At 67.6% G+C, this 26,590-nt stretch carries 22 protein-coding genes; 14 read left to right on the forward strand and 8 right to left on the reverse strand.

Annotated elements, in window-relative coordinates:
- The first annotated feature begins 64 nt into the window (after nucleotides 1-64).
- Nucleotides 65-1,693, forward strand: coding sequence for a sigma 54-interacting transcriptional regulator (locus OV287_RS50115; RefSeq protein WP_267541193.1), 1,629 nt, complete (start codon nucleotides 65-67; stop codon nucleotides 1,691-1,693).
- 78 nt (nucleotides 1,694-1,771) lie between these two features.
- Here the strand turns inward: OV287_RS50115 and OV287_RS50120 are convergent, their stop codons facing one another.
- Nucleotides 1,772-2,623 carry an HAD family hydrolase gene (locus OV287_RS50120; RefSeq protein WP_267541194.1) on the reverse strand — a complete coding sequence of 284 codons (852 nt, stop codon included), beginning with the start codon at nucleotides 2,621-2,623 and terminating at the stop codon, nucleotides 1,772-1,774.
- A 435-nt stretch (nucleotides 2,624-3,058) separates the two neighbouring features.
- Nucleotides 3,059-5,686 (reverse strand): ATP-binding protein, encoded by a 2,628-nt coding sequence (locus OV287_RS50125; RefSeq protein WP_267541195.1) that lies wholly within the window; start codon nucleotides 5,684-5,686, stop codon nucleotides 3,059-3,061.
- A 274-nt stretch (nucleotides 5,687-5,960) separates the two neighbouring features.
- Here OV287_RS50125 and OV287_RS50130 point away from each other — a divergent pair, with 274 nt between their 5' ends.
- The 7 genes from OV287_RS50130 (at nucleotide 5,961) to OV287_RS50160 (ending at nucleotide 13,919) form a co-directional block, all read left to right on the forward strand.
- On the forward strand, nucleotides 5,961-8,531 hold the full coding sequence (locus OV287_RS50130; protein ID WP_267541196.1) for a GAF domain-containing protein: 2,571 nt from the start codon (nucleotides 5,961-5,963) through the stop codon (nucleotides 8,529-8,531).
- A gap of 77 nt (nucleotides 8,532-8,608) precedes the next feature.
- Nucleotides 8,609-9,295 (forward strand): TetR/AcrR family transcriptional regulator, encoded by a 687-nt coding sequence (locus OV287_RS50135; RefSeq protein ID WP_267541197.1) that lies wholly within the window; start codon nucleotides 8,609-8,611, stop codon nucleotides 9,293-9,295.
- Nucleotides 9,292-9,879, forward strand: a complete 588-nt coding sequence (locus tag OV287_RS50140; RefSeq protein ID WP_267541198.1) for a hypothetical protein — start codon at nucleotides 9,292-9,294, stop codon at nucleotides 9,877-9,879. Before OV287_RS50135 ends, OV287_RS50140 begins: the two co-directional genes overlap by 4 nt.
- A gap of 97 nt (nucleotides 9,880-9,976) precedes the next feature.
- A complete protein-coding gene (locus OV287_RS50145) occupies nucleotides 9,977-10,813 on the forward strand; it encodes an OmpA/MotB family protein (protein ID WP_267541199.1) in 837 nt (278 codons plus the stop codon).
- Between the two features lie 289 nt (nucleotides 10,814-11,102).
- Nucleotides 11,103-11,726, forward strand: a complete 624-nt coding sequence (locus tag OV287_RS50150; RefSeq protein ID WP_267541200.1) for a hypothetical protein — start codon at nucleotides 11,103-11,105, stop codon at nucleotides 11,724-11,726.
- 3 nt (nucleotides 11,727-11,729) lie between these two features.
- A complete protein-coding gene (locus OV287_RS50155; protein ID WP_267541201.1) occupies nucleotides 11,730-12,782 on the forward strand; it encodes a type VI immunity family protein in 1,053 nt (350 codons plus the stop codon).
- A gap of 162 nt (nucleotides 12,783-12,944) precedes the next feature.
- Nucleotides 12,945-13,919 (forward strand): hypothetical protein, encoded by a 975-nt coding sequence (locus OV287_RS50160; protein WP_267541202.1) that lies wholly within the window; start codon nucleotides 12,945-12,947, stop codon nucleotides 13,917-13,919.
- Nucleotides 13,920-14,006: 87 nt separating this feature from the next.
- On the opposite strand, the gene OV287_RS50165 is transcribed toward OV287_RS50160, so the two are convergent.
- The gene (locus OV287_RS50165; protein ID WP_267541203.1) at nucleotides 14,007-14,705 is read right to left on the reverse strand and encodes a nucleotidyltransferase family protein; all 699 of its coding nucleotides are present in this window, start codon (nucleotides 14,703-14,705) and stop codon (nucleotides 14,007-14,009) included.
- A gap of 165 nt (nucleotides 14,706-14,870) precedes the next feature.
- Between OV287_RS50165 and OV287_RS50170 the strand changes: the two genes are divergently transcribed.
- Complete coding sequence (locus tag OV287_RS50170; protein WP_267541204.1) at nucleotides 14,871-15,749, forward strand: alpha/beta fold hydrolase; 879 nt, start codon at nucleotides 14,871-14,873, stop codon at nucleotides 15,747-15,749.
- Here the strand turns inward: OV287_RS50170 and OV287_RS50175 are convergent.
- Nucleotides 15,746-16,033, reverse strand: coding sequence for a CBS domain-containing protein (locus tag OV287_RS50175; protein ID WP_267541205.1), 288 nt, complete (start codon nucleotides 16,031-16,033; stop codon nucleotides 15,746-15,748). The genes OV287_RS50170 and OV287_RS50175 overlap by 4 nt on opposite strands.
- Nucleotides 16,034-16,187: 154 nt before the next feature.
- Here OV287_RS50175 and OV287_RS50180 point away from each other — a divergent pair, with 154 nt between their 5' ends.
- From OV287_RS50180 to OV287_RS50190, 3 genes are read left to right on the forward strand one after another with little or no spacing between them, the layout of a single operon-like run.
- Nucleotides 16,188-17,057, forward strand: a complete 870-nt coding sequence (locus OV287_RS50180) for a hypothetical protein (protein WP_267541206.1) — start codon at nucleotides 16,188-16,190, stop codon at nucleotides 17,055-17,057.
- Nucleotides 17,012-18,001 carry a patatin-like phospholipase family protein gene (locus tag OV287_RS50185; RefSeq protein ID WP_267541207.1) on the forward strand — a complete coding sequence of 330 codons (990 nt, stop codon included), beginning with the start codon at nucleotides 17,012-17,014 and terminating at the stop codon, nucleotides 17,999-18,001. Before OV287_RS50180 ends, OV287_RS50185 begins: the two co-directional genes overlap by 46 nt.
- The gene (locus OV287_RS50190) at nucleotides 17,998-18,189 is read left to right on the forward strand and encodes a hypothetical protein (RefSeq protein ID WP_267541208.1); all 192 of its coding nucleotides are present in this window, start codon (nucleotides 17,998-18,000) and stop codon (nucleotides 18,187-18,189) included. The genes OV287_RS50185 and OV287_RS50190 overlap by 4 nt, the downstream gene beginning before the upstream one ends.
- A gap of 22 nt (nucleotides 18,190-18,211) precedes the next feature.
- Here OV287_RS50190 and OV287_RS50195 read toward each other — a convergent pair whose 3' ends face one another.
- Both OV287_RS50195 and OV287_RS50200 read right to left on the reverse strand, forming a co-directional pair.
- Complete coding sequence (locus OV287_RS50195) at nucleotides 18,212-18,814, reverse strand: imm11 family protein (protein WP_267541209.1); 603 nt, start codon at nucleotides 18,812-18,814, stop codon at nucleotides 18,212-18,214.
- A gap of 6 nt (nucleotides 18,815-18,820) precedes the next feature.
- Nucleotides 18,821-19,798, reverse strand: coding sequence for an AHH domain-containing protein (locus OV287_RS50200; protein ID WP_267541210.1), 978 nt, complete (start codon nucleotides 19,796-19,798; stop codon nucleotides 18,821-18,823).
- Between the two features lie 125 nt (nucleotides 19,799-19,923).
- On the opposite strand from OV287_RS50200, the gene OV287_RS50205 reads away from it, so the two are divergent.
- Nucleotides 19,924-20,724 carry an Imm49 family immunity protein gene (locus tag OV287_RS50205; protein WP_267541211.1) on the forward strand — a complete coding sequence of 267 codons (801 nt, stop codon included), beginning with the start codon at nucleotides 19,924-19,926 and terminating at the stop codon, nucleotides 20,722-20,724.
- Nucleotides 20,724-21,884, forward strand: coding sequence for a hypothetical protein (locus OV287_RS50210; RefSeq protein ID WP_267541212.1), 1,161 nt, complete (start codon nucleotides 20,724-20,726; stop codon nucleotides 21,882-21,884). The genes OV287_RS50205 and OV287_RS50210 overlap by 1 nt, the downstream gene beginning before the upstream one ends.
- 135 nt (nucleotides 21,885-22,019) lie before the next feature.
- Here the strand turns inward: OV287_RS50210 and OV287_RS50215 are convergent, their stop codons facing one another.
- Both OV287_RS50215 and OV287_RS50220 read right to left on the reverse strand, forming a co-directional pair.
- Nucleotides 22,020-24,008 (reverse strand): Hint domain-containing protein, encoded by a 1,989-nt coding sequence (locus OV287_RS50215; RefSeq protein WP_267541213.1) that lies wholly within the window; start codon nucleotides 24,006-24,008, stop codon nucleotides 22,020-22,022.
- 455 nt (nucleotides 24,009-24,463) lie between these two features.
- Nucleotides 24,464-26,425, reverse strand: coding sequence for a Hint domain-containing protein (locus tag OV287_RS50220; RefSeq protein ID WP_267541214.1), 1,962 nt, complete (start codon nucleotides 26,423-26,425; stop codon nucleotides 24,464-24,466).
- Nucleotides 26,426-26,590: the final 165 nt, after the last annotated feature.

The following is a 26,590-nucleotide window of genomic DNA, read 5'->3' on the forward strand; positions in this document are numbered from 1 at the left end:
GCGTCGGGCATCGGTGTAAACTCCTGAACAGGAGCAACCACGATGCGGTAAGGGCGGGCGCCTCATGCAGAAGAAGATTTCCGACGATTCGGCAACGACGGCCGCGAATGCACGCGGTCGGGAGAGGCCCACCGCGCGCACCGTGCCGGCCCTGACCATCGTCGCCCACCCTAAATCCGAGCGCATTGGCGAGCGGCTGCTGCTCGAGATGTTGGCTGCTGCCGGCAGGACGGCCTCCCTGTCGCGCAATGCCCCGGACTTTGCCCGGCCCGGCAGCCTCCTGGCTCGACCTCTGGGGGACGCGTTCCTCAGCCGCAAGCCCGTGCGGTTCGAGCCCGGGGCACGCGGGCGCCTGCGGCTGGTGGTACCAGAAGATGGGACACCGGTGCGGGTGGGGGGAGAGCCCGTGCGCGGGAGCCGGGAGTTCACGATGGAGGCACTGGCCGCGGGCGTGCCGCTGGAGCTCTCCGAGCGGGTGGTACTGCTGCTCCACCTGGCCCATGCGCCCGAGGTGCCCAGCGTGGGAGACCTGGGCATGGTGGGCCAGAGCGAGCGCCTGCGTCGAGTGCGCGAGGATGTCTGCCGCGTGGCGGACCTGAACGTGCCGGTGCTCATCCGCGGTGAGACGGGCTCGGGCAAGGAGCTGGTGGCGCGGGCGCTGCACCAGCAGAGCCCACGCCGAGACGGGCCCTTCATCAGCGTCAACCTGGGTGCCCTGCCCAGGGAGCTGGTCTCCGCCGAGCTCTTCGGCGTGCAGCGGGGCGCGTACACGGGCGCCATGAAGGATCGCGAAGGAATCTTCCGCGCCGCCCACGGAGGCACCCTCTTCCTGGACGAGGTGGGCGAGGCCCCGCCCGAGGTACAGGTGGCGCTGCTGCGCGTGCTGGAGACGGGCGAGGTATTCCCAGTGGGCGGGCAGGCCTCGGTGCACGTGGACGTGCGGCTCATCACCGCCACGGACGCCCATCTGGAGGAGCGCATCCGCCAGGGACTCTTCAAAGCGCCGCTGCTGCACCGACTGGCGGGCTTCGAGATTCAAGTGCCACCGCTGCGCGAGCGCCGTGAGGACATCGGCCCGCTCTTCCTGCACTTCGCCCGACAGGAGTTGGAGGCCACGGGCGAGGCCTCGCGGCTGGCAGCCCGAGAGCCCCAGGACGAGCCGTGGCTGCCCACGTCGCTGGCGGTGCGCCTGGTACGCTACGAGTGGCCTGGCAACGTGCGCCAGCTGCGCAACGTCACCCGGCAGCTCATCATCGGCAGCCGGGGCCTGCCGCACCTGAGGGTCGACGCGCGGTTGGAGCAGGAGCTGGACTCGGCCGCCCTCCCCCTGCCCGGGCACTCGCTGAGCGTGTTCCCCGCGCCCGCCAACGACAACACCCCCATGTTCGAGGACCTGTCCCCCTCGCGGCGCAAACCCTCGGACGTGGGCGAGCAGGAGCTGCTGGAGGCCCTGCGCGCCTGCGCGTGGGACCTCAAGGCGACGGCGGAGCGGTTGGGCATCTCCCGCGCATCCATCTACATGATCATCGAGAAGAGCTCCCTGCTGCGCACCGCCGGGGACCTGAGCCCGGAGGAGATCTCCCGCTGCTTCCGGGAGTGCCAGGGCGATCTGGACCAGATGGTGAAGCGGCTGGAGGTCTCCAAGCGCGCGCTCCAGCGCCGCGTGCGCGAGCTGGGCCTGGCCGGCGGCTGAAACGCACCTCCGGTCGCCATCGGCTGGCCCGCGTTCGAAGCAGCCGTCGCGCGCCCGAGCTGGCTGGCAGCTGACGCCTCAGCCGCGCAGGCGCGGGAGGATGGCGCGCAGACTCGGGTCCATGCCACCGCGCGAGCCGAGCGCGGCAATGCCCCGGCGCTCGTACTCGAGCGTGTTGGCACGGGCCACGAGCTGCACGTGAGCCCCGAGCGCCGCCGGCATCGCCAGGTCCAGCTCGTAGATGTCGCCAGCCACCAGCGTCGTCTCCGGCGAGGTGTCCGTCTCGTTCCAGATGCGGCGCAGCGCATCGTAGTAACGGCCGCGGCGCAGGTGGATGGGGCGCACCAGCGCGGCCACCTGCACCGTCTCCGGCACGGCCTCGAAGATGGCGTCGGACGTGGTGGGCGGCTCGATGAGGAACTTGCGCGCATCGCCCGACACGCGCAGGCGCTCACGGCCGCGCGGGGCCAGCTTCGTCAGCTTGGCTTCCACCGTGTCCGTGTGCGCGTTGGTGACGACGTGCACGGGCAGCCCCGTCTCCAGCAGCGCCTCCAGCACCTCCTTCGCCTCGGGCTTGAAGGCCATGCCCACCTGCGCGTACGCCTCGCGATAGAGCGCGTCCAGCAGCTTCGCCCGCTCGGCCTTGTCCGGCATCACCCCGAGCCGATCACACAGCCTGCGCGCCACGAAGTTGGCCAGCAGGTATGGATCCGCGGTGGCCGGCGCCACCACGAGGCCTCCCACCTCCCAGCCGTGCTCCTCGTTGCTGGCGAGCACCCCGGCCTCCACCTCGGCCCACCCCGCCTCCATGACGTCCCGGCCAAGCTCCTCGGACAGGCGCCGGCGGAAGTGCTGGACGAAGGGCGCGCCTTCCGCCGCCGCGTCGGTGAACGTCCCATCGAAATCCAGCACCACACATCGAATCGCCATCGTCCCGAGTCCTCTCTGTCGCAGGAGGTAGGAAATAGGCGCCCTCCCCCCTGGAATCAAGCCGGGGTGCGTCAGTTGGGAGCGGAACCACTGGTGGCGCGGGCGTGTCAGACCCTCCGTGTAGAACCAGTCCCGCGGTTGACGGAGGAACCGTGGGCCCCGGCGCCGGGGAGACGCTGGGGCCCACGGGGATGTCAGACCCTCCGAGTACAACCCCAAGTGTCGGCGCGAGGTAGCGCCGCATGTACTGGCGGTCCCCTGGGAAGGCCACCGGTGCATTCATGCAGTAGGGCTGCACTTCCGCTGGGCACCTCTGGGTGCGAGGCGGCGGGGGCGGCGCGTCCGGTTCCCCTCCCCGGGCGCGCCGCTCCGACTTTTTGTGGCCTCCCCCTGTCCGCTTTCCAACCCCGTGCGGGCGCGCCTCGCGTCCCGGGCTCAGGAGACGGGTGTCTGGAGGGAGTGCTCAGCAGACACACCTGGAAGCGTCACGATGAAGGTGGAGCCCTCGCCGGGCGTGCTGCGGGCCTCGATGGTGCCTCCGAGCGCCTGGACGATGGTGCGGGTGATGTAGAGGCCCAGGCCCAGGCCGCCGTAATGGCGCTCGGACACGGCACGCTCGAAGCGCTCGAAGATGCGCGAGAGGTTGCCCGACTCGATGCCAATGCCCTGGTCGCACACGAGCAACAGGGCGTGGCCCGCCTCCGTGGACACGGAGAGCTCCACGGGCTTGCCGGCCCCGTACTTGAGTGCGTTGCTGAGGAGGTTGGTCACCACCTGCTCCAGACGCAGCCGATCCCACCGGCCGATGACGGGCCCTGGGGCTCGCACCGTGACGGCGCACCCGGCCTTGCTGGCCTGGGGCTCGAAGCGGCCCACCACCTCGCGCACCACTTCCGCCAGGTCCACGTCCTCCCAGTCCAGCTCGAGCTTGCCGGCGCCAATGCGCGACACATCCAGCAGGCTGTCGATGAGGCGCGAAAGCCGAGCCACCTGCCGCTCCGCGACGTCCAGGTGTGCGCGCAGCGTCTCGGCATCCATCGCGCCCTCCGAGCTCCGGGCGGACCTGCGCATGGAGTGGAGCTTGAGCCGCAGCGGCGTGAGGGGTGTCTTCAGCTCGTGCGAGGCGATGGAGAGGAACTCGTCGCGCACCTGCACCGCCTCCTTCGCCTCGCGGAAGAGCCGGGCGTTGTCCACGGAGATGGCGGCGCGGCGCGCGAGGTCCTCCGCCAGCCTCACGTCTCGCTCGTCATACACCCGCGCCTCCTCCGCGTAGACGAGGGTGAGCGCTCCGAGAATCCTTCCGCGGCTCAGCAGCGGCACACACACGTAAGAGGAGAGACCCAGCTCGTGCAGCAAGCGCGTCTGGTGCTCGTCCCGCGCGCCCGCGTCGAAGAAGGACTCCGGGACGGAAGGCAGCCACTCCGACTCGCCGGTGCGCAGCACCTTCGGCAGGCCGCGGGTAGCGTTCCAGTCCAGGTCGAAGTGGCGCAGCAACTCGTGCACCTGCACCACCTTCTCCGGCTCGCGGTGGGCCACCGCGACGCGCTCGAGGCTCCCCCCCACCGTCAGCAGGTCCACCGCGCACCAGTCCGCCAGCGTGGGCACCACGAGCAGGGCAACGTTGGCCAGGGTGGCCTCGTAGTCCAGGGACGTGGAGAGCAGCGCGCTGGCCCGAGCGAGGAAGGAGGCGGACTCCTCGGAGCGCCGCTGCTCGGAGATGTCGATGTGGAGGCCCACCCACTCGCGCACCTGCCCATCCTCCATCACCACGGGCACGCCTCGTGCGGACATGTGGCGGTACTTCCCGTCATGCCGGCGCACCCGGTGCTCCACCTCGAAGACCTTCTGGTGGCGCAGCGCCTCCACCCATTGTCGGACCGTTCGCGCCCGGTCGTCCGGATGGATGCACTCCAGCCAGCCGTACCGCCCATCGTGGTACCGCTCCATCGCCTGGCCGGTGAAGGCCCTCCAGCTCGGCGAGTCCGTGGAGACCCGTCCGTCGGCATCCGTCGACCACACAATCTGGGAGACGGCATGCGTGAGGGAGCGGAAGCGCTCCTCGCTCTTCTGCAGGGCCTCGTGCTGGCGCTGCAGGCTTGCCGACAACTCCTCCGCCTTCAGGCGGGCGCGCATCTGCCCGGTGACTTCGGAGGCACAAACAAGGATGCCCTCCGTGCTCCCCTCCCTGGTGAGCAGCGGCTGGTACACGAAGTCGAAGAAGGCGGTCTCCCGCTTCCCATTGGTGTCGAGCTCGACGGGGATCGCCTTGCCCGCCACCGGCTCTCCCGAGCGGAAGACATGGTCCAGCAGCTCGAAGACCCGCTGCCCGTCGAACTCCGGGTGGGCCTCGCGCGCGGGCCGCTCGAGGATGTCGTGCTGCCTGACAATCTGGAGGTAGAGCGGGTTGGCGTACACATAGACGTGCGTGGGCCCCTGCAGCAGGGCGATGGCCACGGGCGCCTGGGTGAAGACGCTGTGGAGCCGGGCCCGCTGCACGGCGGCCTCCAGGAGCGCCGCATGCTCGCGCGCCAGCATCTCGGCCTGCTCCTCGCGCAGCCGGACGGCCTTCTCCTTGAGCTGACGGTCCTTCTCGAACAGCTCCACGAAGAGCCCCACCTTGGCGCGCAGCACCTCGGGGTCGAAGGGCTTGGTGAGGTAGTCCACCGCCCCCTCGACATAGCCGCGGATGATGGAGGACTCGTCCTGGTGGAAGGCCGAGATGAGGATGATGGGCGTGTCCCGGTGCCGCGCCCGCTGACGGATGAGCCGGGCCGTCTCGAAGCCATCCATCCCCGGCATCCGTGCATCCAGGATGATGACGGCAAAGTCCTCCTTCAGCAGACTTCGCAACGCCTGCTCTCCGGAGGTGACCTTCACCGAGCGAACCTGGAGTGGCTCCAGTACCCCCTCGAGCGTGAGCAGGTTCGTGGGGTGATCGTCCACGAGCAGGACAGCGGGCCTGGCAGTCACCTTCCTCACGGTGGGCATCTCCCTCGGCAATCCAGCGGCCTGCCGGACAGGCTCGTCCCATGCCTGGCCGTCCCCATCCGGACCCGGGCTCATGCGAGGCCCTCCAGAAAGAACCTAGGGGCCCACCGGCCCCATGCCCATCCCCGGGGGTGGCTGTCCACTGCGCGCCCTGCTCGGAAGGGGGTAGGCCCCGTGCACCTCACGCGAGGCAGGAGACACGGACGTTTTCTCAGTCCATGGGAATCGCTGAGGGAGGTCCGCCGCCAGGCCGACGGTTGAAACGCGCAGTGGCCGACTCCGGGAAGCCCGCTGGCGACCCTTTTCCACCCACGACGTTATTGTGGAAGTGGGGGGAGTCCACGCAGGCATGTCCGACCACCACCGACCCGGTTCTCCGGAAGCCACGGCGCTGCTCGCCGAGCGCGAGCACCTGCGAGCGTTGCTGCGGTTGATGCCCGTGGGGGTCTACATCGTGGATGCTCGGGGGAGGCTGCTCGAGTCCAACCCGATGGCGGAGACCATCTGGGGAGGCCCTCTGCCCCAGGTGGAGCTGGAGGGCTATGGCATCTACGAGGGCTACTGGCCCGGGAGCAGCCGGAGGCTGGAGCCGCACGAGTGGGCGCTGGCGCGCACGCTGCGCGACGGGCAACCGGTGGTGAACGAGGAGGTGGAGCTCGTCGCCTTCGATGGTGCGCGGCGCACGGTGCTGCACTCCACCACGGCCCTGAAGGACACCCGGGGCACCATCGTCGGAGCGGTGGCGGTGAAGGTGGACATCACCACGCGCCGGCAGGCCGAGCACGCCGAGGCCTTCCTCACCGAGGCCACACGCCTGCTGGTGGAGTCACTGGATTGGGAGAGCACGCTGCAGGCGGTGGCGAGGCTGGCCACGCGAGAGCTGGCGGACTTCTGCATCATCGACGTGGTGGGCGACGACGGAGAGCTGCACCGCCTGGTGGCCGCCGCGCGGGAGCCAGCCCACCAGGAGCTGATGACCCGGGCGTTGCGCTTTCCTCCGAAGGTGGACGGCGAGGGCCCGCTGGCACGGGTGTTCCGCGAGGGCCGCCCGATGCTCGACACGGACATCTCCCCCGAGACGCTGGCCAGGATGGCGCGCTCGCCCGAGCACCTGTGGACCATGGAGGAGATGAGGCCCCGCTCGGGCATGGCGGTGCCGCTCTTGGTGGGAGCGCGCCGGGTGGGTGTCATCAACTTCATCCTCGCCACCCCGGGCCGGCACTACACGGAGCGGGAGCTGAAGTACGCCGAGGAGCTGGCCCGGCGTGTGGCCTTCGTGGTGGAGCACGCCCGGCTCTACCGGGAGGCGCAGAGGGCCCTGAGGGCGCGCGACACCACCCTGGCGCTGCTGGAGTCCTTCCTCGCCGCCTCGCCGGTGGGCATGGCCTTCCTGGACCGGGAGCTGCGCTACGTGCTCGTCAACCCGGTGCTGGCCGCCATGAATGGCAAGCCCCGGGAGGAGCACCTGGGGCAGCGCGCGCGCGAGGTGGTGCCGGAGCTGGAGGAGATGGAGGGATTGCTGCGCGGCGTGATGGAGCAGGGCTCGCCGCAGACACTGCTGGACTACATGGTGCCCGCACGTCCCGGCAGCCCGCCGCACCCGGTGCAATGCTCCTTCTTCCCAGTGAAGGTGGAGGGGGAGACGCTGGGCGTGGGCGCCACGGTGATGGACATCTCCGAACGGAAGAAGGTGGAGGAGGGCCTGCGCTTCCTCGCCGAGGCCACCCCGCGGCTGTCCGCCTCGCTGGACCTGCGCACCACGCTGGAGAGCACCGCGCGGGTGGTGGCCGAGCACATGGCGGACTACTGCATGGTGGACATATGGTCCGAGGATGGCAGGAGCCTGGAGCGGGTGGCGGCGGTGGCACGCAGGCCCGGCACCCAGCCGCACCTGGAGGAGTCGCTGCTGCTGGTCCCCGCGCCCCATCCGAACTCTCCCATCTGGCGGGTGCTGGAGTCGGGCCGGGCCAGGCTGATCGCCGAGGTGACCGACGAGATGCTGGAGGACAGCGGCTTCGACGCCAACTACCGGGCGGCGTTGAAGCTGCTGCGTCCGCGCTCGGTGATGATGGCGCCGCTCATCGCCCGGGAGCGCACGCTGGGGGTGCTAACGGTGGTGAGCCAGGAGCCGGCGCGCCGCTACACCGAGCGGGACCTGGCCTTCGTGGAGGAGCTGGCCTGGCGCGCGGCGCTGGCGGCGGACAACGCCCGGCTCTACCACCAGGCGGAACAAGCGGTGGAGGCGCGCGACGAGTTCGTGGCCATCGCCACGCATGAGCTGCGCACGCCCCTGTCCGCGCTGAGCCTCCAGCTCACGGCGCTGCAGCGCTCGGTGGACGCGGGCCGCATGCCCACGGAGGAGAAGCTGCGGCAGTCGCTGGTGACGGCGCGGCGCCAGACGGAGCGGCTGGAGCAGCTCGTGAAGCACCTGCTGGATGTGTCGCGCATCTCCACCGGACGGCTGGAGCTGGAGCCGGAGGAGGTGGACCTCACCGAGCTGGTGCACCGGCTGGTGATGCGCTTCGAAGAGAAGCTGGCGGAGGCCGGGTGCACGCCAATGGTGCGGGCCCCAGCACCCGTGGTGGCGAAGGTGGACCGGCTGCGAGTGGAGCAGGTGATGATGAACCTGCTGTCCAACGCGATGAAGTACGCCTCTGGACAGCCGGTGGAGCTGCACGTGGAGCGCGAGCAGGAGATGGCGGTGCTCGGAGTGCGGGACCACGGGCCAGGCATCTCCCCGGAGGCACAGGCGCGCATCTTCGAGCGCTATCAGCGGGCCTCGGGCAGACACTCGCGCGAGAGCCTGGGCCTGGGCCTCTACGTGTCGCGGCAGATAGCCCGTGCCCATGGCGGAGAGCTGAAGGTGGAGAGCACCCCGGGCCAGGGCTCCCATTTCATCCTCCGCGTTCCTCTCGGCTGAGTGCCCCTCCCCGCGGTCTCACCGGGGAGTGATTGGCTTGCGCCGTGCCACAAAACTGAGCATACTCAGAAATGAGCATGGTCACTTCTCGAAAGAGCAGCGCCCGCCAGAAGGCCGCCGAGGCCCCCGGGCTGAGGGAGCGCAACAAGCAGGAGAAGCTGGAGCGCATCCGAGAGGCGGCGAGGGAGCTCTTCGCGAGCAAGGGGTACGCGGAGACGACGACGCGGGAGATCGCCGAGCGAGCGGGAGTGGGGACGGGGACGCTGTTCCTCTACGCGCGGACGAAGGAGGAGCTGCTGATGCTGATCTTCGCCGAGCGGGTGGAGGCGGTGCAGGAGGAGCGCTTCCGCACGCTGCCTCGAGACGCCCCGCTGCTCGAGCAGCTGGTGCATGTCTTCGAGGGCTTCTTCCGCCTCTACGCGAAGGATCAGGAGCTGGCGCGCATGTTCATCCGGGAGCTGCTCTTCCTGGAGCCGAGGCCCGCGGGGGAGCGACTGCACCTGGAGCGGACCTTCTCGGCGCGGTTGGCGGGACTGGTGGCAGCGGCGCGCGAGCGCGGCGAGGTCGCGGAGCACATCGACCTGGAGATGGCGGGCTTCAACCTCTTCGCGCTGTACATCACGACGTTGATGGGCTGGCTGTCCGGGGCCCTGGGCCCAGGCGAGACGTGGCGGCCAGTGCTCGAGCGGGCGCTCGCGCTGCAACTGCGGGGCCTCGAGCAGGACGCGGTGCCTTCTGGCAGGAGCAAGAGGAGACGGTCATGAGTCACGAGGCAACCCTGACGCTGCGGCAGGCGCGTGAGCGCTACTTCGACGAGAACGGCTTCGGGCAGGGCGGAAACTATGACGACCGCTGGGTGCGGGTGGACGTGGGCCCGATGCCGGTGTGGTTCCCCAACTCGGCGGAGCGGGTGCGGGCGCTGCGCTTCCATGATTTGCACCACGTGCTGACGGGCTACCGCACGGACTTCCCGGGAGAGTGTGAGATTTCCGCCTGGGAAGTGGCGACCGGGTGCACGGACCACTGGGTGGCCTGGCTGTTGAATCTCTCGGGGATGGGGGCGGGGCTGTTCTTCATGCCGCGCCGGGTGGCGAGGGCCTTCCAGCGAGGCCTGCACACGCGCAACCTCTACAGCACGGAGTACGGCGACGCGCTGCTGGGCAGGACGGTGGAGGAGATGCGGGGGGCGCTCGGGCTGGACAAGCCGGTGCCCGCGCCGACGCGGAAGGACCGGATGAGGTTCGCGGGCTGGTCGGCGGCGTCGCTGCTCATGTCGGCGGTGGGCGGGGTGCTCTTCCTGGCCCCGGTAGCGCTGGCGGCATGGGCGCTGGTGGCCTGGCTGCGCTGAACAGTGAGAGAGAACGCCACCCTTTCCCCCTTGAGACCTACCCGAGCGCCCTGAATACCCTTGGAGCTCCAACCACGAGCGCCAAGGAGGGGCCCGGATGGAGAGACCAGCGAGCGACACGGAGAAGCGCCGGCGCCAGCGTTTGCCCTGGTGGCTGCTGGCGGGCTTGCTGGGAGTGACGGTGCTGGGGGGTTGGGTGGCCACGCGCTCCATCGCCTCGCTGTCCGGGCGGGTGGAGCAGTTGGAGCGAGAAGCCAGCGAGTCCGAGGCACGGGTAGCGGAGCTGCAGGTGCTGAGGGACAGCATGACGCGGCGGCTGCGGCTGCTGGAGCAACAGCAGCAAGGGCTGAGCACGCAGAACGCGGCGCTGAACAAGCGGGCCGGGGAGCAGAATGTGCTGCTCGCGCGGCGCGAGGCAGCGCGCGTGGAGTTGGAGCAGTTACTGAAGGCGGAGCTGGAGCGAGGCGAGGTCTTCCTGTCGGAGACGGAGGGACGGCTGCGGGTGGAACTGGCGGACCGGGTGCTCTTCGAGCCGCGCAAGGCGGCGCTGACACCGGCGGGAGCGGAGCTGCTGACGCGGGTGGGCGCGAAGCTGGCGGTGGAAGGGCACCTGGTGCAGGTGGCGGCGCACACGGATGCGGTGCCTGAGAGTGCGGAGACAGCGCCAGGGCCGACGAGCTGGGAGCTGACCTCGGCACGCGCGGTGACGGTGGTGCGGCTGCTGGGGGAGAAGACGAAGCTGGGCCCGGAGCGACTGGTGGCGGCAGGCTACGGGCCCTACCACCCGGTGGTGGTGGATGACGGCCCGCAGGCCCGGGAGCGCAACCGGAGGCTGGAACTACAACTCATGCCCGCCCCGCCGAAGCCCACGCCGCCACCCGCCCCGCCCGTGGATCAGAGGCTGGCCAAGAAGCGCCCGGGACAGACGCGGTAGAGTCCCGCGCATGGAAACACGGCCTCGCAGCCCTCGAGCCGAGACGTCCGCGCGCGTTCTGCTCGCTGTCGCGACCACTGCGCTCATCACCCTCTCCTGCTCCACCACCGCGCCTCTCGTTCCAGTCCTCTCCGGCCAGCCAGCGCACTTTCAATCCCAGCCCACTTGGGGCGGGCAGCTCACCGGCTCACGGACTCAGCTCAACCAATCATGTGGCGCCGCCTGTGCTGCTCCGGTCAATGCGAGTACCGGGGAGTTGGTCGCGCCAGCGGCGACTCGGGCCGGCCAGGTGCTCGAGAAGGCAGTCCAGGCCGCAAGAGCCGTACAGGGCCTCAATACCCTCGAGCGGGCCCTGACTGGCGCGGAGTTGGATCTCGTCGAAGCAACGCTCAAGGCGTGCGTGGCGCAGGCCAACGCGGACATCAACGAGGCCTACCAGCAGCGCGACGGCGGCTTCAGGTTCGAGAACGGAAAATTCCCGAACGACGCCGAGTGCAAGAAGGTCGTCACATTCGATGACGGAGGAGACCCCATCACACTCGCCCAGGAACTCGGGAAGCTCAAACACGCAGCTGCCTTTGCCTGTATAAAGGCGCGCTTACCCGCAGACCTCCGTGAGAACTTCACCGTCGAGCCTCGCTACAAACCGGACCCCGATGTGAACGGAGTCGCGCTCACGAACGGAGGCCCCAACACGCTCCATCCAGACTTTGTGGTGCACGGAACGAGAAATGCAACCGACGTGCAGTGCGTCTACGAGTTCAAGTTCCCCTGCCTCGCCAACCACAAGTTGGACCCTCTCTCCATGTCCGGAGTCAAGGCCCAGCTCAATGGCTACCAGAAGCTCACAAAGCGCTGTCCGGCGGCTGTCATATCTCCGAAAGGCCTCGACCCCCTCGAAGGCTCTCCTTGAAAAATGAACGCCTTCTATCCTCGCATCCGCCACCGGGGACTGCGCCCTGGCTACGTCAAGCTCTGGAGTGGCGAAACACCCCGCTTCCCGCCGCGGGAGCTGCTCGCGCGAGACATCATCCGCTTCGCCTTCTACATGCCACACGACCACCCGGAGATCGCATCAGGGGTGAGCCACGCTGTCCAGAGCTACCTGAACGCGGTCGAGCAGGGACCCGGCACAATCAATCATGCATACATCAATGATGATGAAGGTGACTCCCTGACCGAGGAGCGCTGGAGCTATCTCCACCGCCTCCTCAAGCCCGAACGCCCGTTCCGTTTCATCGACGAGCTCAGCGAGCCCACCATCTACAGCATGGAAAAGAGGGGCTACGCCACTCAACTCATCTTCGATGGCGGCTTCGGCAGCGCCAACGGCTACCAACTTTGGTACCAGGCCCGCATTCCGCGGCGCACGCCCGCCCCCAACCTGGTGAGCACCCTCACCGCGACGCTCCCCACCGAGTACCTCCAGGTGCACGGCCCCACGAAGGTGCGCGAGCTCGCCCTGGAGATGGCCTCCCAGCTTCGTTTCACCACGGGCCACGTCGGCCTCGCCCTCCACCTCTACTGGCCCCTGCGTTCCACGGACAACGCCCTCCGCGCCGAGCTCCTGCGCTACCCGGGCATCGACCTGCGCCCGGCCTGGCTCCATGCACACCGGATGGGCACGCGTGTCGATGGCATCCACTGGCTCAACTTCCTCGCGCAGCCCGTGCTGGGCGAGCTCGGTGGAGCCGAGGGCCTTCGCGCGCGCCTCCAGTCCCCCGGAAGCATCGTGCACGCGCTCGACGAGGCCCGCGCAGTGGTCGCCCTCGGCGAGGAGCCCGAAGCGGGAGACCTGTCCGCCGGGCAGAACCTTCCCGCGTACCAAGAGCTCGCACGGGTGCTGGAGCCCTGGCTCGAGCCGCTGAATCTCTCGAACACCTACTCTCTCGACGAGCCGCCCACCTACTCCAGCATTCGCTTCACCCAGGACGAGGCGAAGCGCTGGTGGAGACGCTTTCTCGACTGACTCGGCGCCAATGCGCGGCGACAGCAGGTAGGGGCTCACACCTACATGCGGAACCCCACCCCGGGAATCCCGCGGAAAATGCCGTGAATAAACCGAGCCGGCATCCGTCCGAGCCCCTGGTCACCCACTGGCCCCTCATCATTTCCGCTCTGGAGACTCCCCGTGCCCACTCTCAGGCAGCTGCTGTGCACGTCCCTGGCAACGAGCCTGTTCCTCACCTCCGGCACCGCCGAGGCGCGCTTCGGTAAGAGCTCCAACTCCTCCAGTTCCAGCTCGAGCAACGGCAACGTCCACGACGCCAGTCCGGTGGGCTCCAGCGACAACGACAACGACAACGACAGTGGCGGCTCCAGCTCCGGTGGCTCCAGCTCTGGCGGCTCCAGCTCCGTGAGCGACACGGTGAACACCGTGGGGACCATCCTGGACATCCTCTTCTTCGTGGCGGACACCGCGGCGAGGGCGCAGGCCTACGAGTCGGCCTACCGCGAGACGGTCCACTACGAGCCCCCTCCCAGCCCCCCCGCCGTAGAGCAGCAACCCGGCCAGCAGCCGATGTACCCCTACGGGCAGGAGCCGGTAGTCGTACAGCAGCAGCGGCCGCCGGAGGAGCGCAGGCGCAATCCGCTGATGTTCCGGCTGGGCGTCGACGGGCAGGCGCTGGGGGCGGGCTCGTCGGTGGCGTTCAACGCAGGCATCGAGGGCCAGCACTGGGGCGTGGCCGCGGGGGCAACGGGGCTGCGGCTGGCCACGGACGACGGGACGCCGGGCGAGGACAGGATCGACCTGGTCTCCGCACACCTGACGCTCGCGCTGTTCACCGACGACCAGACCCGGCTGCGCTTGGAGGGAGGCGTGGCTTGGGCGAAGGCGCCGGACGCCCTCTTCGCGGGCCCGAGCTTCGCGCTGACCTTCGAGCGATGCCTGTTCGGCTCGCTGGACCTGGAAGCCCGCGCCCAGGTGGTGCCGGTGCCGTACACCCAGCTGGACACGCAGGCGGGCCTGGCGCTGCACCTGAACGCGATCACGCTGCGCACCGGCTGGCGCTTCCAGATGCTGGACGACCGGGGCCAGGTGGACGGCGTGGTGCACCGCGACTACTTCAGCGGCCCCTACGCCGGCATCGGCCTGAACTTCTAGCAAACGGGCCCCTCCCCTCTCCCTCCAAACGAGGGAAAGGGTGAGGGTGCCACGAACCCATGCTCCATCCGAGCGAGCCGTCCGAGCTCAAGAGCCGGACATCCCCTCGGAGGAGACCTCCATCGGAGCCGAGGCCCCGGTGGACGCGGTGGAGCCGGTGGACTCGGCAGCCTTCTTGCCGCGGCGCTTGGGCGGAGGGGCGAGCTTCGGCGCGGAGCCGAACAACCGCTCGTAGGTCTCCGGGGTGTTGATGTTGACGACGACGCCCGGGTCCTTCACGGGGATGCGGCGCATCTGCAGGCCGCGCACCGCGCCCTCCAACTGCGTCTCGCCCGAATCCATCTCCCGCAGCCGCTCGGCGGCGCCGCGCGACAAGAGGATGGGGAAGCCCGAAGCGCCCTCGAACTCGGGACGCAGCGCCTCGACGGAGTCCCCCATCGCCTTGATGAGCGACTTGAGGGTGGAGGCGCGCAAGGCGGGCATGTCCACGGGGTGGATGAGCACCACGTCCGCGCCCTCCTCAATGGCCGCCTCCAGCCCCGACTTCACCGAGCCCAGCTGACTGTCCTGCCACCGCTCGTTCTCCACCAGGTGGATGGCAGGGTGCTGGTCGCGCACGGCATCGGCGTCCTTGCCGATGACGCTGATGACCGAGCAGCCGGCCTTGCCAAACGTCGACGCGAGCGATTGGAGGAAGCTCCTGCCCCCCTCATGCTCGATGAGCGCCTTGGAGTAGCCCATCTTCCTGGCCTCCCCCGCAGCGAGGATGATCGCCACAGCCTTCATGCCACGCCCTCCTCAGGCCCCCACCGGTTGGCGTGGGGGCGACCCCCTACACCCTGGCAAGCGCGCAGCGATCTGGCCGCGCACCCGGGGGCAGCCCGTTGGGAAGTCGGCACTCGACGAGGGGCTGATGTTGACCATGCACGGAAGTGCTACGCCTTTACGCCCATGAGCGAACTTCCCACCTTCATCACCCGCCTCTACCCGCACCAGTCGCACTTCGCCGCGACTGTCTTCGGGAGGATGCATTACGTGGACGAGGGGGAGGGGCGCCCGGTGCTGCTGGTGCACGGCAACCCCACCTGGTCCTTCCTTTATAGGAAGGTGATGGCGGGCCTCGCGGGGGGGCCGTACCGGGTGGTGGCGCCGGACCTCATTGGCCTGGGGCTGAGCGACAAGCCTCGGGAGCTGTCGGCACACACGCTGCGGCGGCATGGCGAGTCGCTGTTGGAGCTGGTGCGGGGATTGGATTTGAAGGACGTGGTGCTGGTGGTGCAGGACTGGGGAGGCCCCATCGGCGCGTGGATGGCGGCGCGAGCGGAGGGACGGGTGACGGGGCTGGTGGTGATGAACACCGCGCTGCTCAAACCCGAGCGCTTCCGCACCACGGCCTTCCACCGCTTCTCCCACCTGCCGGGAGTGAGCGACGTGGCCTTCCGACTGTTCAACTACCCACTGCCCGTGCTGGGGCGCACGCAGGGAGACCCGGCCTCCATCTCAGGAGACGTGGCGAAGGCCTACGCCTGGCCATTGCGGAGGGTGGTGGACCGAGCGGCGCCGCTGGCGATGGCGCGCATGGTGCCCAACCGCCCGGACCATCCCACGGTGGCGGAGCTCACCGAGGGGGATGCCTGGGCGCGCTCCTTCCGGGGAGCGGTGGAGCTCGTCTGGGGAGTGAAGGACCCCATCCTGGGCCGCGGGCTGCGGCGCCACCGGGAAGTCTTCCCGAACGCCCGAGTCACCGAGACGGCTGCGGGCCACTTCCTCCAAGAGGAGGTGCCCGAGGAGATTGTCGCCGCCATCCGTCGGGTGGCGGACGCGCGTTAGTGCAACCAGGTGGAGCGGACGCCGAGCCCGCCCGGCACGAGGACGACGCGCGGACGCTCACCTGCACTTCCTTCCGAAGCGAGGGTAGCGCGGGCAGTCAGAATTTCAGTCATGCGGGCCAGCGGGAGCGTGGACCAGATGCGGTGCAACTCCTCCTCGGAGACATGGCCGAGGACTTCACCGTGTCGATCATCCACCACTGGCAACAGGTGCACGCCGTAACGGTGCATCACCTCGAGCGCACGCATCACCGTGTCACGGGGATAGAGAATGATGTCAGGCATTGCAACGACTTGGGGCTCGACGGCGCGGCGCGTCACGACTACCTCCAGTGCAGAAGCCCTGCTGGCTCTCTCCGGCTGTAGCAAGCGCCCTGCCGTGCACCCTGGCCCCCTGCCCCCCTCGCAACTTTCCGGGCGGATGTGGGGATAATGAAACATGTCCGTGAAGCCCCCCCGTACGTCCAACCCGACAGCCCTGCCGCGTCAGCCTGAGACGGCCTCCTCCAACCCACTGGAGAAGGTGGGCCAGGCGCTGCAGAACGCGGCGAAGAGCGTCAACCAGCACGTCAATCGGGTGGTGGACACCTTCGAGGCGCGGCTGCCCACGGGGGCGAGGCCCGCGGGAGCGAAGGGCTGGGAGGGCATCACCCTCACCGGCAAGCCGCTGCAGATTCCGCTGGAAGCGCTGAAGAAGGTGGACCTGGGGGACGTGCGCAAGGTGCTCGAGCGCATCTTCCCGCCGAAGATTCGGGACGAGCAGGGCAAGAAGCTCGTCGACCAGACGAAGGACTTCCGGGAGACGCTGGGCAAGGTGCGACAGCTGTCCTTGGAGCTGGAGATGACGCCGGCGAACCACCCGCGCCGTGCTGAGTTGCAGAAGGCGCTGGACGCGGCCGAGGGCAAGCTGAAGGCGGACTATGGCTACACGCGCACCACGGCCCCGAAGCCGGGAGCGATGTGGGTGGATCCGCAGTTCTTCGGGAAGGAGCTGCCGGGCGGGAAGCTGAGCGCGAGCCGCTTCCCCACGGGCACGCCGGTGACGAAGCCGCCGGCGCCCATGGACTTCCTCTTTGGCAACGGGCCGCGAGAGCTGAAGCTGGGCGAGGGCGCCTCGGCGCGCACGGTGCGGACGCCGGAGGAGTACCGGGCGGCGGTAGCGGCGCGACGGGCGGAGCTGGGGATGCCGGTGAAGGACGGAGAGCCGCAGGGAGTGCACCTGAGCCTCCAGGAGGAGGAGGCAAGGGCAAGCGGTACGGGGCGATGCTGGCGGAGATGTATGAGCTCGGGGTGGTGCCCACGAGTCTGAGCGGCACCTCCGCGGGCTCGATCGCGGCGGCGTTCGCGGCGACGGGAGCGGGCCCCGAGCAGATCCAGGCGCTGGCGAAGGACCCGCGGCTGAGCAACCTCTACGACTGGGACCTGGACATGAAGGACGGCGGCTTGCTCAACGGAGAGCAGGCCTTCGAGCTCTTCGACCAGGAGCTGCGCCGGATGACAGGGATTCACGACCGGCCGGTGACGTTCGCGGACCTGAAGGTGCCGCTGCAGCTGCTCGCAGCGAAGGCGTACGACAGCGCGGCGGGGGCGGACGGGATGACGTCGACCAAGGACCGCATCTTCGTCTTCAGCCAGGAGACGACGCCGGACACGCCGGTGGCGCTGGCGGTGCGGGCCTCCATGGCGATTCCGGGAGTGTTCGAGCCGGTGCAGATGGTGGACCCGGCAACGGGCCGGCGGGTGCACCTGGTGGACGGAGGAGCGCTGGACAACCTGCCCATGGGCTACAACAAGAATGGGCTGCCAGCGATTGGCGCATCGCTCTACACGCGGGCAACGGGCCACCCAGCGGACCACCGGGACACGACGAAGCCGCTGCCCTCGGGCAACCTGGACTCGACGAACGTGCTGTGGAACGCGCTCAACGGCTACACGATGCTGAAGGACTCGGCATCGGACTACAACGACTACATGGACCGGACGAAGCCGCAGGCGAACCAGTTCATGCTGACGCTGCCGACGTGGGACCTGACGGACCCGAGCAAGAGCAACAGCACGTTGGCCTTCGGGTACGACAACAAGGTGGACCCGGTGCTGGACGGACAGTCGCGCCAGGTGACGCGAGACTTCCTGCGCGACTTCCTGGACGACCTGCGGGTGCCGGGAGCGAAGGGAACGAACTACAAGGCCGAGGTTCCCCAGAACCTGCGCTTCGACGTGCCGGTGGAGGTAAGGGCAAGAGCTACCAGGTGAGCTACGCCGGAGGGGACACGCTGGTGGCGAAGCCAGTGGGGGGCGGCAAGAACATCGAGCTGGCGGTGGGCAAGCAGCGCATCGAGGCGATGTACCTGGACAACCTGGCGTTCGGGGACCTGCAGAACCAACTGGCCTACACGCTGACGAACCCGAGGAGCGTAAAACCAAGCTGGCTGCCCTTCTGAGCCATCCTCAGCCCCTGCATCATCAAGTCTTGCCGCCCTGCTCCCTTGATGGCTCCTGATCGAGCTCCTCGAGCCAGAAGTTGGAGACGCCTGGCCTGAGCTTCTCCACCTCGTCCACGATTCGATCACTGATGACGTACGCTCTCGAGTTCTCACGCACCCTGAAGAGCTCCGGAGCCTTCTCGAGCTTTCCGGGATCGAGCACGAGCCGGTCAACGTGGACGACCTTTCCTTGGAAATACTCGATCTCCGAGGCGCGCAGGTTCAAGCAGTCCACGACTCCGAGAGGATTGAGAATGAAGTGGTCTGGAGAGGCCACGCGCTTCTTGTGGTTGTAGATCGCCACACGCAGGTATTCCGTGGGCCCCTGATTCACGCGCTCGATGACTTCCTTGACGCGCTGGCTCGTGATGAGCATGGAGCGGCTATTGCCCACCAGGTCGGGGACCTGGATGCCCTTCTCCTTGTCGGACATGTAGATGCGCGCATCCGCTGGATAATCGTCCTTCAGCGGCTGTCCCTTACCGAGCTTGTACGTCTTCAGGCCAAGACCTTCGGGGTAGGAATCCAGGAAGCAGAAGTCCGGGTTGTCCTCGGGCATCAGGTCAATCAAATAGTAGCGCATCTGAAATCACTTCCCATCGCCCAGCTTCCGCCGCTTGACGCTGCCACGACTTCCTTCTGGCGCGCCCGTTGCCTTCTGTTTCTTTTTTTCTCGCATGGACATCTTTTCGAGCGAGCCGCCCCTGGCATCGCTTCCCCAATCGAGGATGATCCGCAGCAGCCTCTTGGACAAGCTCTCCAGCCTCGCCTTGTCCAGCAGGCCATCAGGAACATCGTGCTCACCCTCCTCAATTTTCTGGTCGCAGATCTCCTTGTAATCCTGGATGATCGCATCCAATCCCGAATCCATTTCACGGACCATCTCGTTGTAGGCCGGGTGATCCGTACACATCGCAGCGAGATCAGGCTCGTCGTCGTCCTTCAACTGGATGTGACGCGGCAGGTCCAACAACTCCGCGACCTCGCGATCCTGCGGCATCAACAACATGTTGAACTTGTGGTTGATGTTGTACTTCGCCTTGAGCAAGGCTTTTTGCATTAGCTCGCTGACTTGCGAATCCTCCTCCAGGATCCGCTCCTTCAGAGTCCCCTTTGGAATGAGATGGTGGGCGTTATTCCAATAGGGCCAGGTGTCCTGAGTGAAATTGTGACCAATGGGTATGCCGTACGTCTTCTTGGAAAACGTCGTACGGGTCACGACCCGGTTGGGGCCAGTGACGTCCCAGTCACCCGCCTGGGGCGCCGGCAAGCGTGCACAGTAGTAGGCGGGAGTCATGCTTTCGCTCTCCGCCGGATATGCCGAGGTCTCGATCGAATTCGTGGACAACCGGGCTTTATAACTCTGGAGCCGCTTCTTGATTTCTACGTTCTCTTTGGCTCGCTCATAGGCCTGATAGCGGTAGTTGCAGGAACTCTTGTTCCTGAACTTCGAGAACCCCCCGAGGTGCCCGGTCAGACAGGCACCGTTCTCCGTCGTATTTTTCTGGACGTTGTGGAGCACGGAGAGCGCCGCGTCGCCAAAGTGTCCCTTCTTATTATCTGACATGAAGTGCCCCCAGTGCCCCAGGAAGGCAGGATGACTCTCGGCCCGGGAGGGTAGCACACCATGCGCTTGATGGGCCCCCCTCCTCTTCGTAGACTTCTACGCGCGAGACGTCGTCACAGTCAGACATGAAGCCGAACTTCCTGCCCATCGCCATCAAGAACTCCGGCATCGCGCTGGAAGATGTGCTGCCACGGGTCATCGCGGCACCACCGACGCTCAAGTTCTATCTGTACGTATGCCAGATGTACCGGCGATTGGCGGCTGGCTCGCTGCTGGCCTCGAGCGATCCACGGCCGTTCTACGGCTACCTGTTCAAGAGCGCCAGGGCATTTCAGCACTTCCTCCAAATCGCCCCACCCGATCAGAAGCTCACGTCGAAGGCCGAGCCGTTCTTCGATGCCGTGGCCTGCCGGGATGACGACGCGGCGAAGACGATGGCATCCCTCTGTCCGGCCACCCCGGATACCACGCGCGAGTACGAGGAGGACTTCCTCTACCTCCGGCTGCTGATGGCCCACTTCTACGGAGGAGTTCCCCGGAACGGCCTTCAGGCCGAACTGGACCGTTTCGCCGAACTGACGGCGGAGAATCCGGATCCCCACATCCCCCTCTGCCGGGGTCTGCTGGAGGCCGACCAGCAACTGTTCGACGAGGGGCTGGCAGCGGTGCTCGAGCAGAAGCTCGGCGCCTACAAGCAGGCCCGCAAGGAGGAGAGTCTCCATCCCGACGAGGCCTCGACAACCGCGCACGTCTCCACCGAAATCCTTGCCCTGCTTGAGCTCGCCGGGCGGGTCGGGCTCAAGGTGAAGCCGGACTACCCTCTTGCACCAGGCGTGGCCCGGCGCTTCCACCTCCGGCGACTCCCAGCCCCCGATAGCTGGCGGATTCCAGAGCGCTTCCGCTCCCTGCCCGAATTGAGAGACTGATGCCACCCGCTGGGACGCTTCTCATCAGTGGCCTGGGCATGGTGTCCACCCTCGGGTGGGACGTGACGACGGCCTGTGCCGCGCAGCGGGCCGGCCTGGTCCGGCGCCAGCCCCTGGATGACTTCTGGTGCTTCGATGAAAGCGAGCTCGATGCCCCCGTCATCGGAGCGCCCATCCAAGGGCTCACCGACGGCTTCATCCAGTCCGGAGTCTGGGTTCGCCTCGCACTGGAAGCCTTGGAAGACATGGTGCGCTATGGCGAGCTGCCCGGGCCGGAGGACCATGCGTTCTGGCGCTCCACGGCGCTCGCATGGATCCTACCGGAAATGGGCTTCGAGCGCTTCATGTGGCCGGGGGCGGAGGTTCCCGCGCTGCTCGAGCGCTCCTGCACGCGCCTGCTCGCCGATCTCTCCGAGCTGCCCCTGCGGATGATTCCCCGCGGTTTCTTCACCGCCGGGCCCGCCGGTGCCGCCTCGGCCCTGGGCAGGATTCACGAAGTCCTTGCCCGGGAGCCTCTGGAGCGTGTCCTCCTCATGGGCTCCGACTCGTGGCTGGACCGCCTCAGCATGGACGTGCTCATCCGTGAAGGTCGGCTCAAGACGGCGGAGCAACCGGCGGGACTGTGCCCAGGCGAGGCCGCGGCCTGCGTGCTGGTGGAGCGAGCGGCGCCGGCCAGGCGGCGGGGCGCCCGGACCGAGGCACGCATTCTCGCCACGGCCTTCCGGCCGGCCCCGGGCGCCATGGACGAAGAGTCACCAGGCGCCTCCCGCGTCCGGCTCGCGCCCGCCATGGCTCGCAACCTGGTGTCGGCCATCATCGAGACCTTGCAAGCCGCGGATGGGAAGGAGCCCTTTCGCGGTGACATTCTCGTCGACCTCAACGGCGAGGAGTGGAAAGCACGGGTCTGGGGCCATGCCCAGGCGCTGCTCCAGGAGCATGTCGACCTCGCCGGGGTAAAGACGATTGTGCCTTGCGTGTCATTCGGAGACATTGGCGCTGCGAGTGGCGTGGCGGCACTCTGTATTGCGACGCGCTCCTTCGTGAGGCGTTATGCATCCACCCACCAGAGCCTGGTCTGCTCCATTTCCGACAATGGCGAGACGGGGGCAATCCTGCTGACGCCCTACACCACGCCCGACGCTAGACGAGACAGAGTCTAGGAATTCAACCAGCCGGGGAGCACGCCCTCCCCGGGAAACAACATCGACATTCACGCACGCGCACCAACACACGAAGGGCCGCCCGGAAACCCGGACGGCCCTCGAAATTTCAGCGGTCCACTCTGAACACCCTACCTACCGGCGAGCACTCGTGTTCCGCTCCTGGTGGCGGCGGAAGTCCTCGTGCCAGGCGCCGTTGAGGCGGGTGAGCACCTCGCGGGAGTCCTGGGTGCGCTGCTTCTCCAGGGTGGACTGCATCTGGCTGTCACCGACGAGGTACCCATTGGCATACAGCGTGCGGGCCTCAGCGGGAGCCTGGGCCAGTTCCTCCTTCGTACCGAGGGCGAAGTTGAACACCTGACCGGCGTAGGGCACGCGCTCGACGCCGACGAGTTTGGCCGAGCCGGTGCGGGTGAGCAGGGCATCGCCGACCTTCAGCTCGCCGGCCTGAACCACACCGCGGGAGGCGGTGAGCATCGGGTGGGTCTGCGTCACCATCACCTCGCCACCGAGAGCGTCCCGCAGCTTGACGATGGGCTTGCTCTCGGCACCGCGCGACACAGTGGTCACCGTGAGCGCGAGGCCCTTGCCGTTGGCCAGCAGCTTGTCACCGACCTTGACCTGCTCGACGGGGACCTGCGAGCCATCCGCCTTCGTCACGCGAGTGCCCTCGGCGAGGCACGCGTTACGCCAGTCGAGGTTTTCGATGTTCTCGAAGCGAGAGCGGGTCAGGGTCCGAGTGTTGCCGGTGCGGTAATCCACGCAGGTGGCGCGCATGGTGGCACGGGTCATGAGCCGCACGTTCTGGTACACGGCCAGACAGTCCTTGCCGAAGTCCACCAGCCCGTCGAAGGGAACGTTGAGCAGGGTCCGGTTATAGTCGTCGAGGAAGGGCGTCTTGAACGGGATGCTCCCCTTGAGCACGCTGGTGCCGGGCGCGGTGCCCGCGCTGCACCGGCCGCCGCGCTCCAGCAGGACGATGGTCGCGTCGCTGGTCAGGGCGTTGAGGGTGCAGTCGGAGGGCAGGGTGACCTGGTAGGTGCCGCGCATGGGCAGGTAGAGGCGGCTGATGTCATAGCTGCCGTTGGAGGGCTCCCAGTAGGCGTTCTTGGCGGGGACCCAGAGCGTCCGGCTGGCCTCGGCATCCACCGCGGCGACGCCGGTGAAGGGCGCGGCGAACGGCCTGAAGGCGCCGGTGGCGGGGTCCTTGCTGCCCGAGGTGTAATCACAATCCAGGAAGCCGGCGACGGAGCCGCGCTCCAGGCAGGTGCGGATGGGGTTGTCCGGCAGGTGCCTGCCAATCAGCTCCTTCGGGTGCAAGAAGCCGATGGTGTTGACGTCGTCCACCGCCAGCAGGGACGACTCGGCCACCGCATAGGACAGGTGTGACTCGCCGGTCTCCTCGTCGAAGGCCACGGCCAGCGAGTCGACGAAGAGCTCCTCGTCCGGGTTCACCGCCACATTGATGTCGAGCGGCGGCGTCTCGAGAACCACGCCGGCGTACTCCTCGAGGGACTCGGCGCCGAGCACGCGGAACTGCGTGCGCTCGCGATTGGTGGCGAAGGCGGTGACGTTGGCGAAGGCGTAGTCCGAGCCGTCGAAGCAAGTCACGAGACCGGAGGCCTGGAACTTCGCCACCGTTTTATCGGAGTTGGCCACGTCGGTGAGAGGCAGCAGGTGGCCGCACCACGTGTTCTCCGCGCCCTCTTCGGCGGCGGCCGAGGCGAGCCTGTCCTCGCGGGTGTGGATGCGCGGGGTGCCGGACTTCTTGTCCTTGCGGAGCTTCTCCAGCTTGCGGAAGAGCTGCGGCGAGTTCTTCGGCGTGCTACCGGCAGCCTGAAGGCGGTTGGTCACGAAGCGGTACTGGGTGTCATCGGAGAGATCGATCTCCATGTGCGAAGCCCGGCCGCCGCGCCTGAGGCCCTGGGACTCCACCTGTTGCTCCCAGCCGGCGTAGAGCCGGGCCATGTAGAGCGAATCAGCCACCAGGGCCTGCTTGTCGGCTTCCTGTTGCTGCGCGGGCATCTTCTGCTGACTGCAGCCCGAGCCGGCCATGGCCAGGCACAGCAGAGCAGGAGCAAGACGCGGCAGCATCCGAGATGAGGCGTTCAACGTCAGTTTCATGGGGATGACCTCAGGGGATGAAGACAACGGCCGGAAAGTGGGGACGCCTCGCTGGATGGGAAGACGGTCCGAGAAAAGCTTTTCCTTCCTTGTCCAAACACAGACACCTTTCGAGGAACCCAGGGAACAGCGAACAATGACTTGCGTCCGCTGGGGAGGGCTCACGACCGGGCGAGCGGATGCCCTGGCCCGCCTCCCCTCGTCTGGAGAAGGAGAAACGGAAAGACTTTCATACTGCCCACGCAGAATGCTGTAGAAAGGATTGGGTAAAGCCTTTCCCATACACACGTCTGTAGAAAGGATTGGGAAAAGTTTTTCCTTTCCTTCTGGCCTGTAGAAAGGTGGGGGTAGGTGTGATTCCACCCAGGGGTACACGGGGCGGGGAGGAAAAGCAGAAGGGCCGCCCCGGTCTGTCCGGGACGGCCCCTCGGGGACCTCGAAGGCTGGGAGGCGGGCTACCGGCGAGTGCTCAGGTGCCTGGCCTGGGACAGGCGGAAGTCCTGGTGCCATTCGCTGTGCAGCCGCACCAGCACCGCCCGCGCATCCACCCGCTTCTGCTTCTCCAGCTCCGTCTGCATCTGGCTGTCCCCCACCAGGAAGCCCTCGGCGTACAGCGTGCGGGCCTCGGGCCCCACGTGGGCCAGCTCCTCCGGAGTGCCCAGGGAGAAGTTGTAGACGAGCCCCTCATAGGGAACGCGCTCCACCGCCACCAGCTTCCTCGCGCCGGTGCGCGTCAACACCGCATCGCCCACCTTCAGTGCTCCGGCCTGCACCACCCCGCGCGCCGCCGTCACCAGGGGGTGCGTGTCCGTCACCCGCACCTCGCGGCCCTGCTCGTCACGCAGCTTCACCAACGGCTTGCTCTCTCCGCCCCGGTGAACCGTCGTCACCGTCAGCGCCAGGCCCTGGCCATTGGCCAGCAGCTTCTCGCCCACCTTCACCTGCTCCACCGGGACGCTCTTGCCATCCGCCCGCGTCACCCGTGTCCCCTCCGCCATGCAGATCTTCTTGTAGTCCACGGGCTTCACCTCTGCCTTCGCGGGGCAGAGGAAAGGCTCGGGCGGTCCGCCCCAAGGGTCCGGACAGGTGCCCTCGGCGTAGGCCCAGACCTCCAACCGGACGTTCTGCGCGCTGTTCAGGCAGTTGCCCGTGCCGAAATCCAGGATGCCGTCGAAGGGAAACTCCTTGGGCACGGTGGGCGCCGTCCAGGGAAGCTCGCCCTTGCCCACGATGGTTCCGGGCGCCGAGCCCGCCTGGCACCACCCGCCCGTGTCCATCAGGATGGCGGCCACCTTGCTGGTCACCCTCGTCACCTGGCACCCGTCGATGACGTGGGGGAAGAAGGTGCCGCGGAAGGCCACCTGGAAGCGCGACGTGTCGAAAGCACCCCCGGTGGGCGCCCAGTACGCGGTCCTGTCCGGAATCCAGGTGGGCGTGCCTCCTCCGATGGCGGTGGCCTTCGAGGCGGGGGCATCCACCGCGACGATGCCCGTAGCGCCCGAGCCCGGAAATGGCTGCCACGTCCCATCCGGATGGATGCGCACCGAGCCGTAATCACAGTCCAGAAAGCCGTGGATGCTCCCACGCTCCAGGCAGATGCGGATGGCCTTGTCCGGGGACTCGACGAGCAGCTCCCGCGGGTGCTCGAGGAAGAGGCCCATCTCCCCCGCTCCCGACAGATGCAGCGTGGCCGTCACCGACGTATAGGTGATCTGATCCTCGCCCGTCGTCTCGTTGAAAGCCATGGCCAGCGAATCGACGAGCAGCTGACGGCCCTCCTTGCGCTCCACGGAGAGGGAGACGGGCGTCGTCTCCAACACCTTGCCGGCGTACTCCTCGTGGGACTCATTGGTGAGCAGCTCGAAGAGCGTCTGCTGCTCGTCCGTGGAGTAGGCATTGAAGTCCACGTAGCCGTAGTCCGAGCCGCCGAAGCAGGAGGTGAGGCCCGTGCCCTGGAAACGGGCATGAGTGGCATCCCCTCCGGTGGCGTGGAGCGGAATCATGTGCCCGCACAACGCCCCTTCCTCCGTGACCTGCATGCCCGCGGCCTGCAGCGGCGCCCCGGCGGGAACCTCCATGGGCCGCTCGGACAACCGCACCCGGCGGTGGAGCTCTTCCAGGCGCAGGAAGAGCCGCGGGGCATTCAGCGGGGAGAGCCCCGAGGCTTGGAGCCGGTTCACCACGAAGCGGTAGTGCTCCTCATTGTTCAGGTCGAGCGGCATCCTCTCGTTGTTGCCGCTATTGAGGGCCTGCGCGTGCAGGGACGCCTGCCATTGCGCGTAGTACCGCGCCATGACGCGCGAGTCCTCCGCCAGTTGCTGCGCATCCACCTGCGCCAGGGGGGTTGGCTGCCGTTGCTGACTGCAAGCGACTCCGAGCACAGCCAGCATCATCAAGGTCAGGAAGGGACGTCTCATGGCGCTTTCCATCCGAAACAAGGGGATGAGGGTGCACCTCCCCAATCCAGGGAGGAGGAGCCCTGGTACGCGGTCACTCGTGGGGTTCGAGGTGATGGGTCGGAATGCACACGCCCCGGCTCACCGCTCAACGTGTGTCCGCCTTCCGTGCCGTGCAGAGAGAAC

The sequence above is a fragment of the Archangium lansingense genome (genome assembly GCF_026626635.1).
GTDB lineage: Bacteria > Myxococcota > Myxococcia > Myxococcales > Myxococcaceae > Archangium > Archangium lansingense.

Excerpts from the sequence above, each read along its gene's own strand:
- OV287_RS50115 (WP_267541193.1), top strand. The coding sequence starts at position 65 with ATGCAGAAGAAGATTTCCGACGATTCGGCAACGACGGCCGCGAATGCA.
- OV287_RS50120 (WP_267541194.1), bottom strand. The coding sequence starts at position 2,623 with ATGGCGATTCGATGTGTGGTGCTGGATTTCGATGGGACGTTCACCGAC.
- OV287_RS50125 (WP_267541195.1), bottom strand. The coding sequence starts at position 5,686 with ATGAGCCCGGGTCCGGATGGGGACGGCCAGGCATGGGACGAGCCTGTC.
- OV287_RS50130 (WP_267541196.1), top strand. The coding sequence starts at position 5,961 with ATGTCCGACCACCACCGACCCGGTTCTCCGGAAGCCACGGCGCTGCTC.
- OV287_RS50135 (WP_267541197.1), top strand. The coding sequence starts at position 8,609 with ATGGTCACTTCTCGAAAGAGCAGCGCCCGCCAGAAGGCCGCCGAGGCC.
- OV287_RS50140 (WP_267541198.1), top strand. The coding sequence starts at position 9,292 with ATGAGTCACGAGGCAACCCTGACGCTGCGGCAGGCGCGTGAGCGCTAC.
- OV287_RS50145 (WP_267541199.1), top strand. The coding sequence starts at position 9,977 with ATGGAGAGACCAGCGAGCGACACGGAGAAGCGCCGGCGCCAGCGTTTG.
- OV287_RS50155 (WP_267541201.1), top strand. The coding sequence starts at position 11,730 with ATGAACGCCTTCTATCCTCGCATCCGCCACCGGGGACTGCGCCCTGGC.
- OV287_RS50165 (WP_267541203.1), bottom strand. The coding sequence starts at position 14,705 with ATGAAGGCTGTGGCGATCATCCTCGCTGCGGGGGAGGCCAGGAAGATG.
- OV287_RS50170 (WP_267541204.1), top strand. The coding sequence starts at position 14,871 with ATGAGCGAACTTCCCACCTTCATCACCCGCCTCTACCCGCACCAGTCG.
- OV287_RS50175 (WP_267541205.1), bottom strand. The coding sequence starts at position 16,033 with ATGCCTGACATCATTCTCTATCCCCGTGACACGGTGATGCGTGCGCTC.
- OV287_RS50180 (WP_267541206.1), top strand. The coding sequence starts at position 16,188 with ATGTCCGTGAAGCCCCCCCGTACGTCCAACCCGACAGCCCTGCCGCGT.
- OV287_RS50185 (WP_267541207.1), top strand. The coding sequence starts at position 17,012 with ATGCTGGCGGAGATGTATGAGCTCGGGGTGGTGCCCACGAGTCTGAGC.
- OV287_RS50195 (WP_267541209.1), bottom strand. The coding sequence starts at position 18,814 with ATGCGCTACTATTTGATTGACCTGATGCCCGAGGACAACCCGGACTTC.
- OV287_RS50200 (WP_267541210.1), bottom strand. The coding sequence starts at position 19,798 with ATGTCAGATAATAAGAAGGGACACTTTGGCGACGCGGCGCTCTCCGTG.
- OV287_RS50205 (WP_267541211.1), top strand. The coding sequence starts at position 19,924 with ATGAAGCCGAACTTCCTGCCCATCGCCATCAAGAACTCCGGCATCGCG.
- OV287_RS50210 (WP_267541212.1), top strand. The coding sequence starts at position 20,724 with ATGCCACCCGCTGGGACGCTTCTCATCAGTGGCCTGGGCATGGTGTCC.
- OV287_RS50215 (WP_267541213.1), bottom strand. The coding sequence starts at position 24,008 with ATGAAACTGACGTTGAACGCCTCATCTCGGATGCTGCCGCGTCTTGCT.
- OV287_RS50220 (WP_267541214.1), bottom strand. The coding sequence starts at position 26,425 with ATGAGACGTCCCTTCCTGACCTTGATGATGCTGGCTGTGCTCGGAGTC.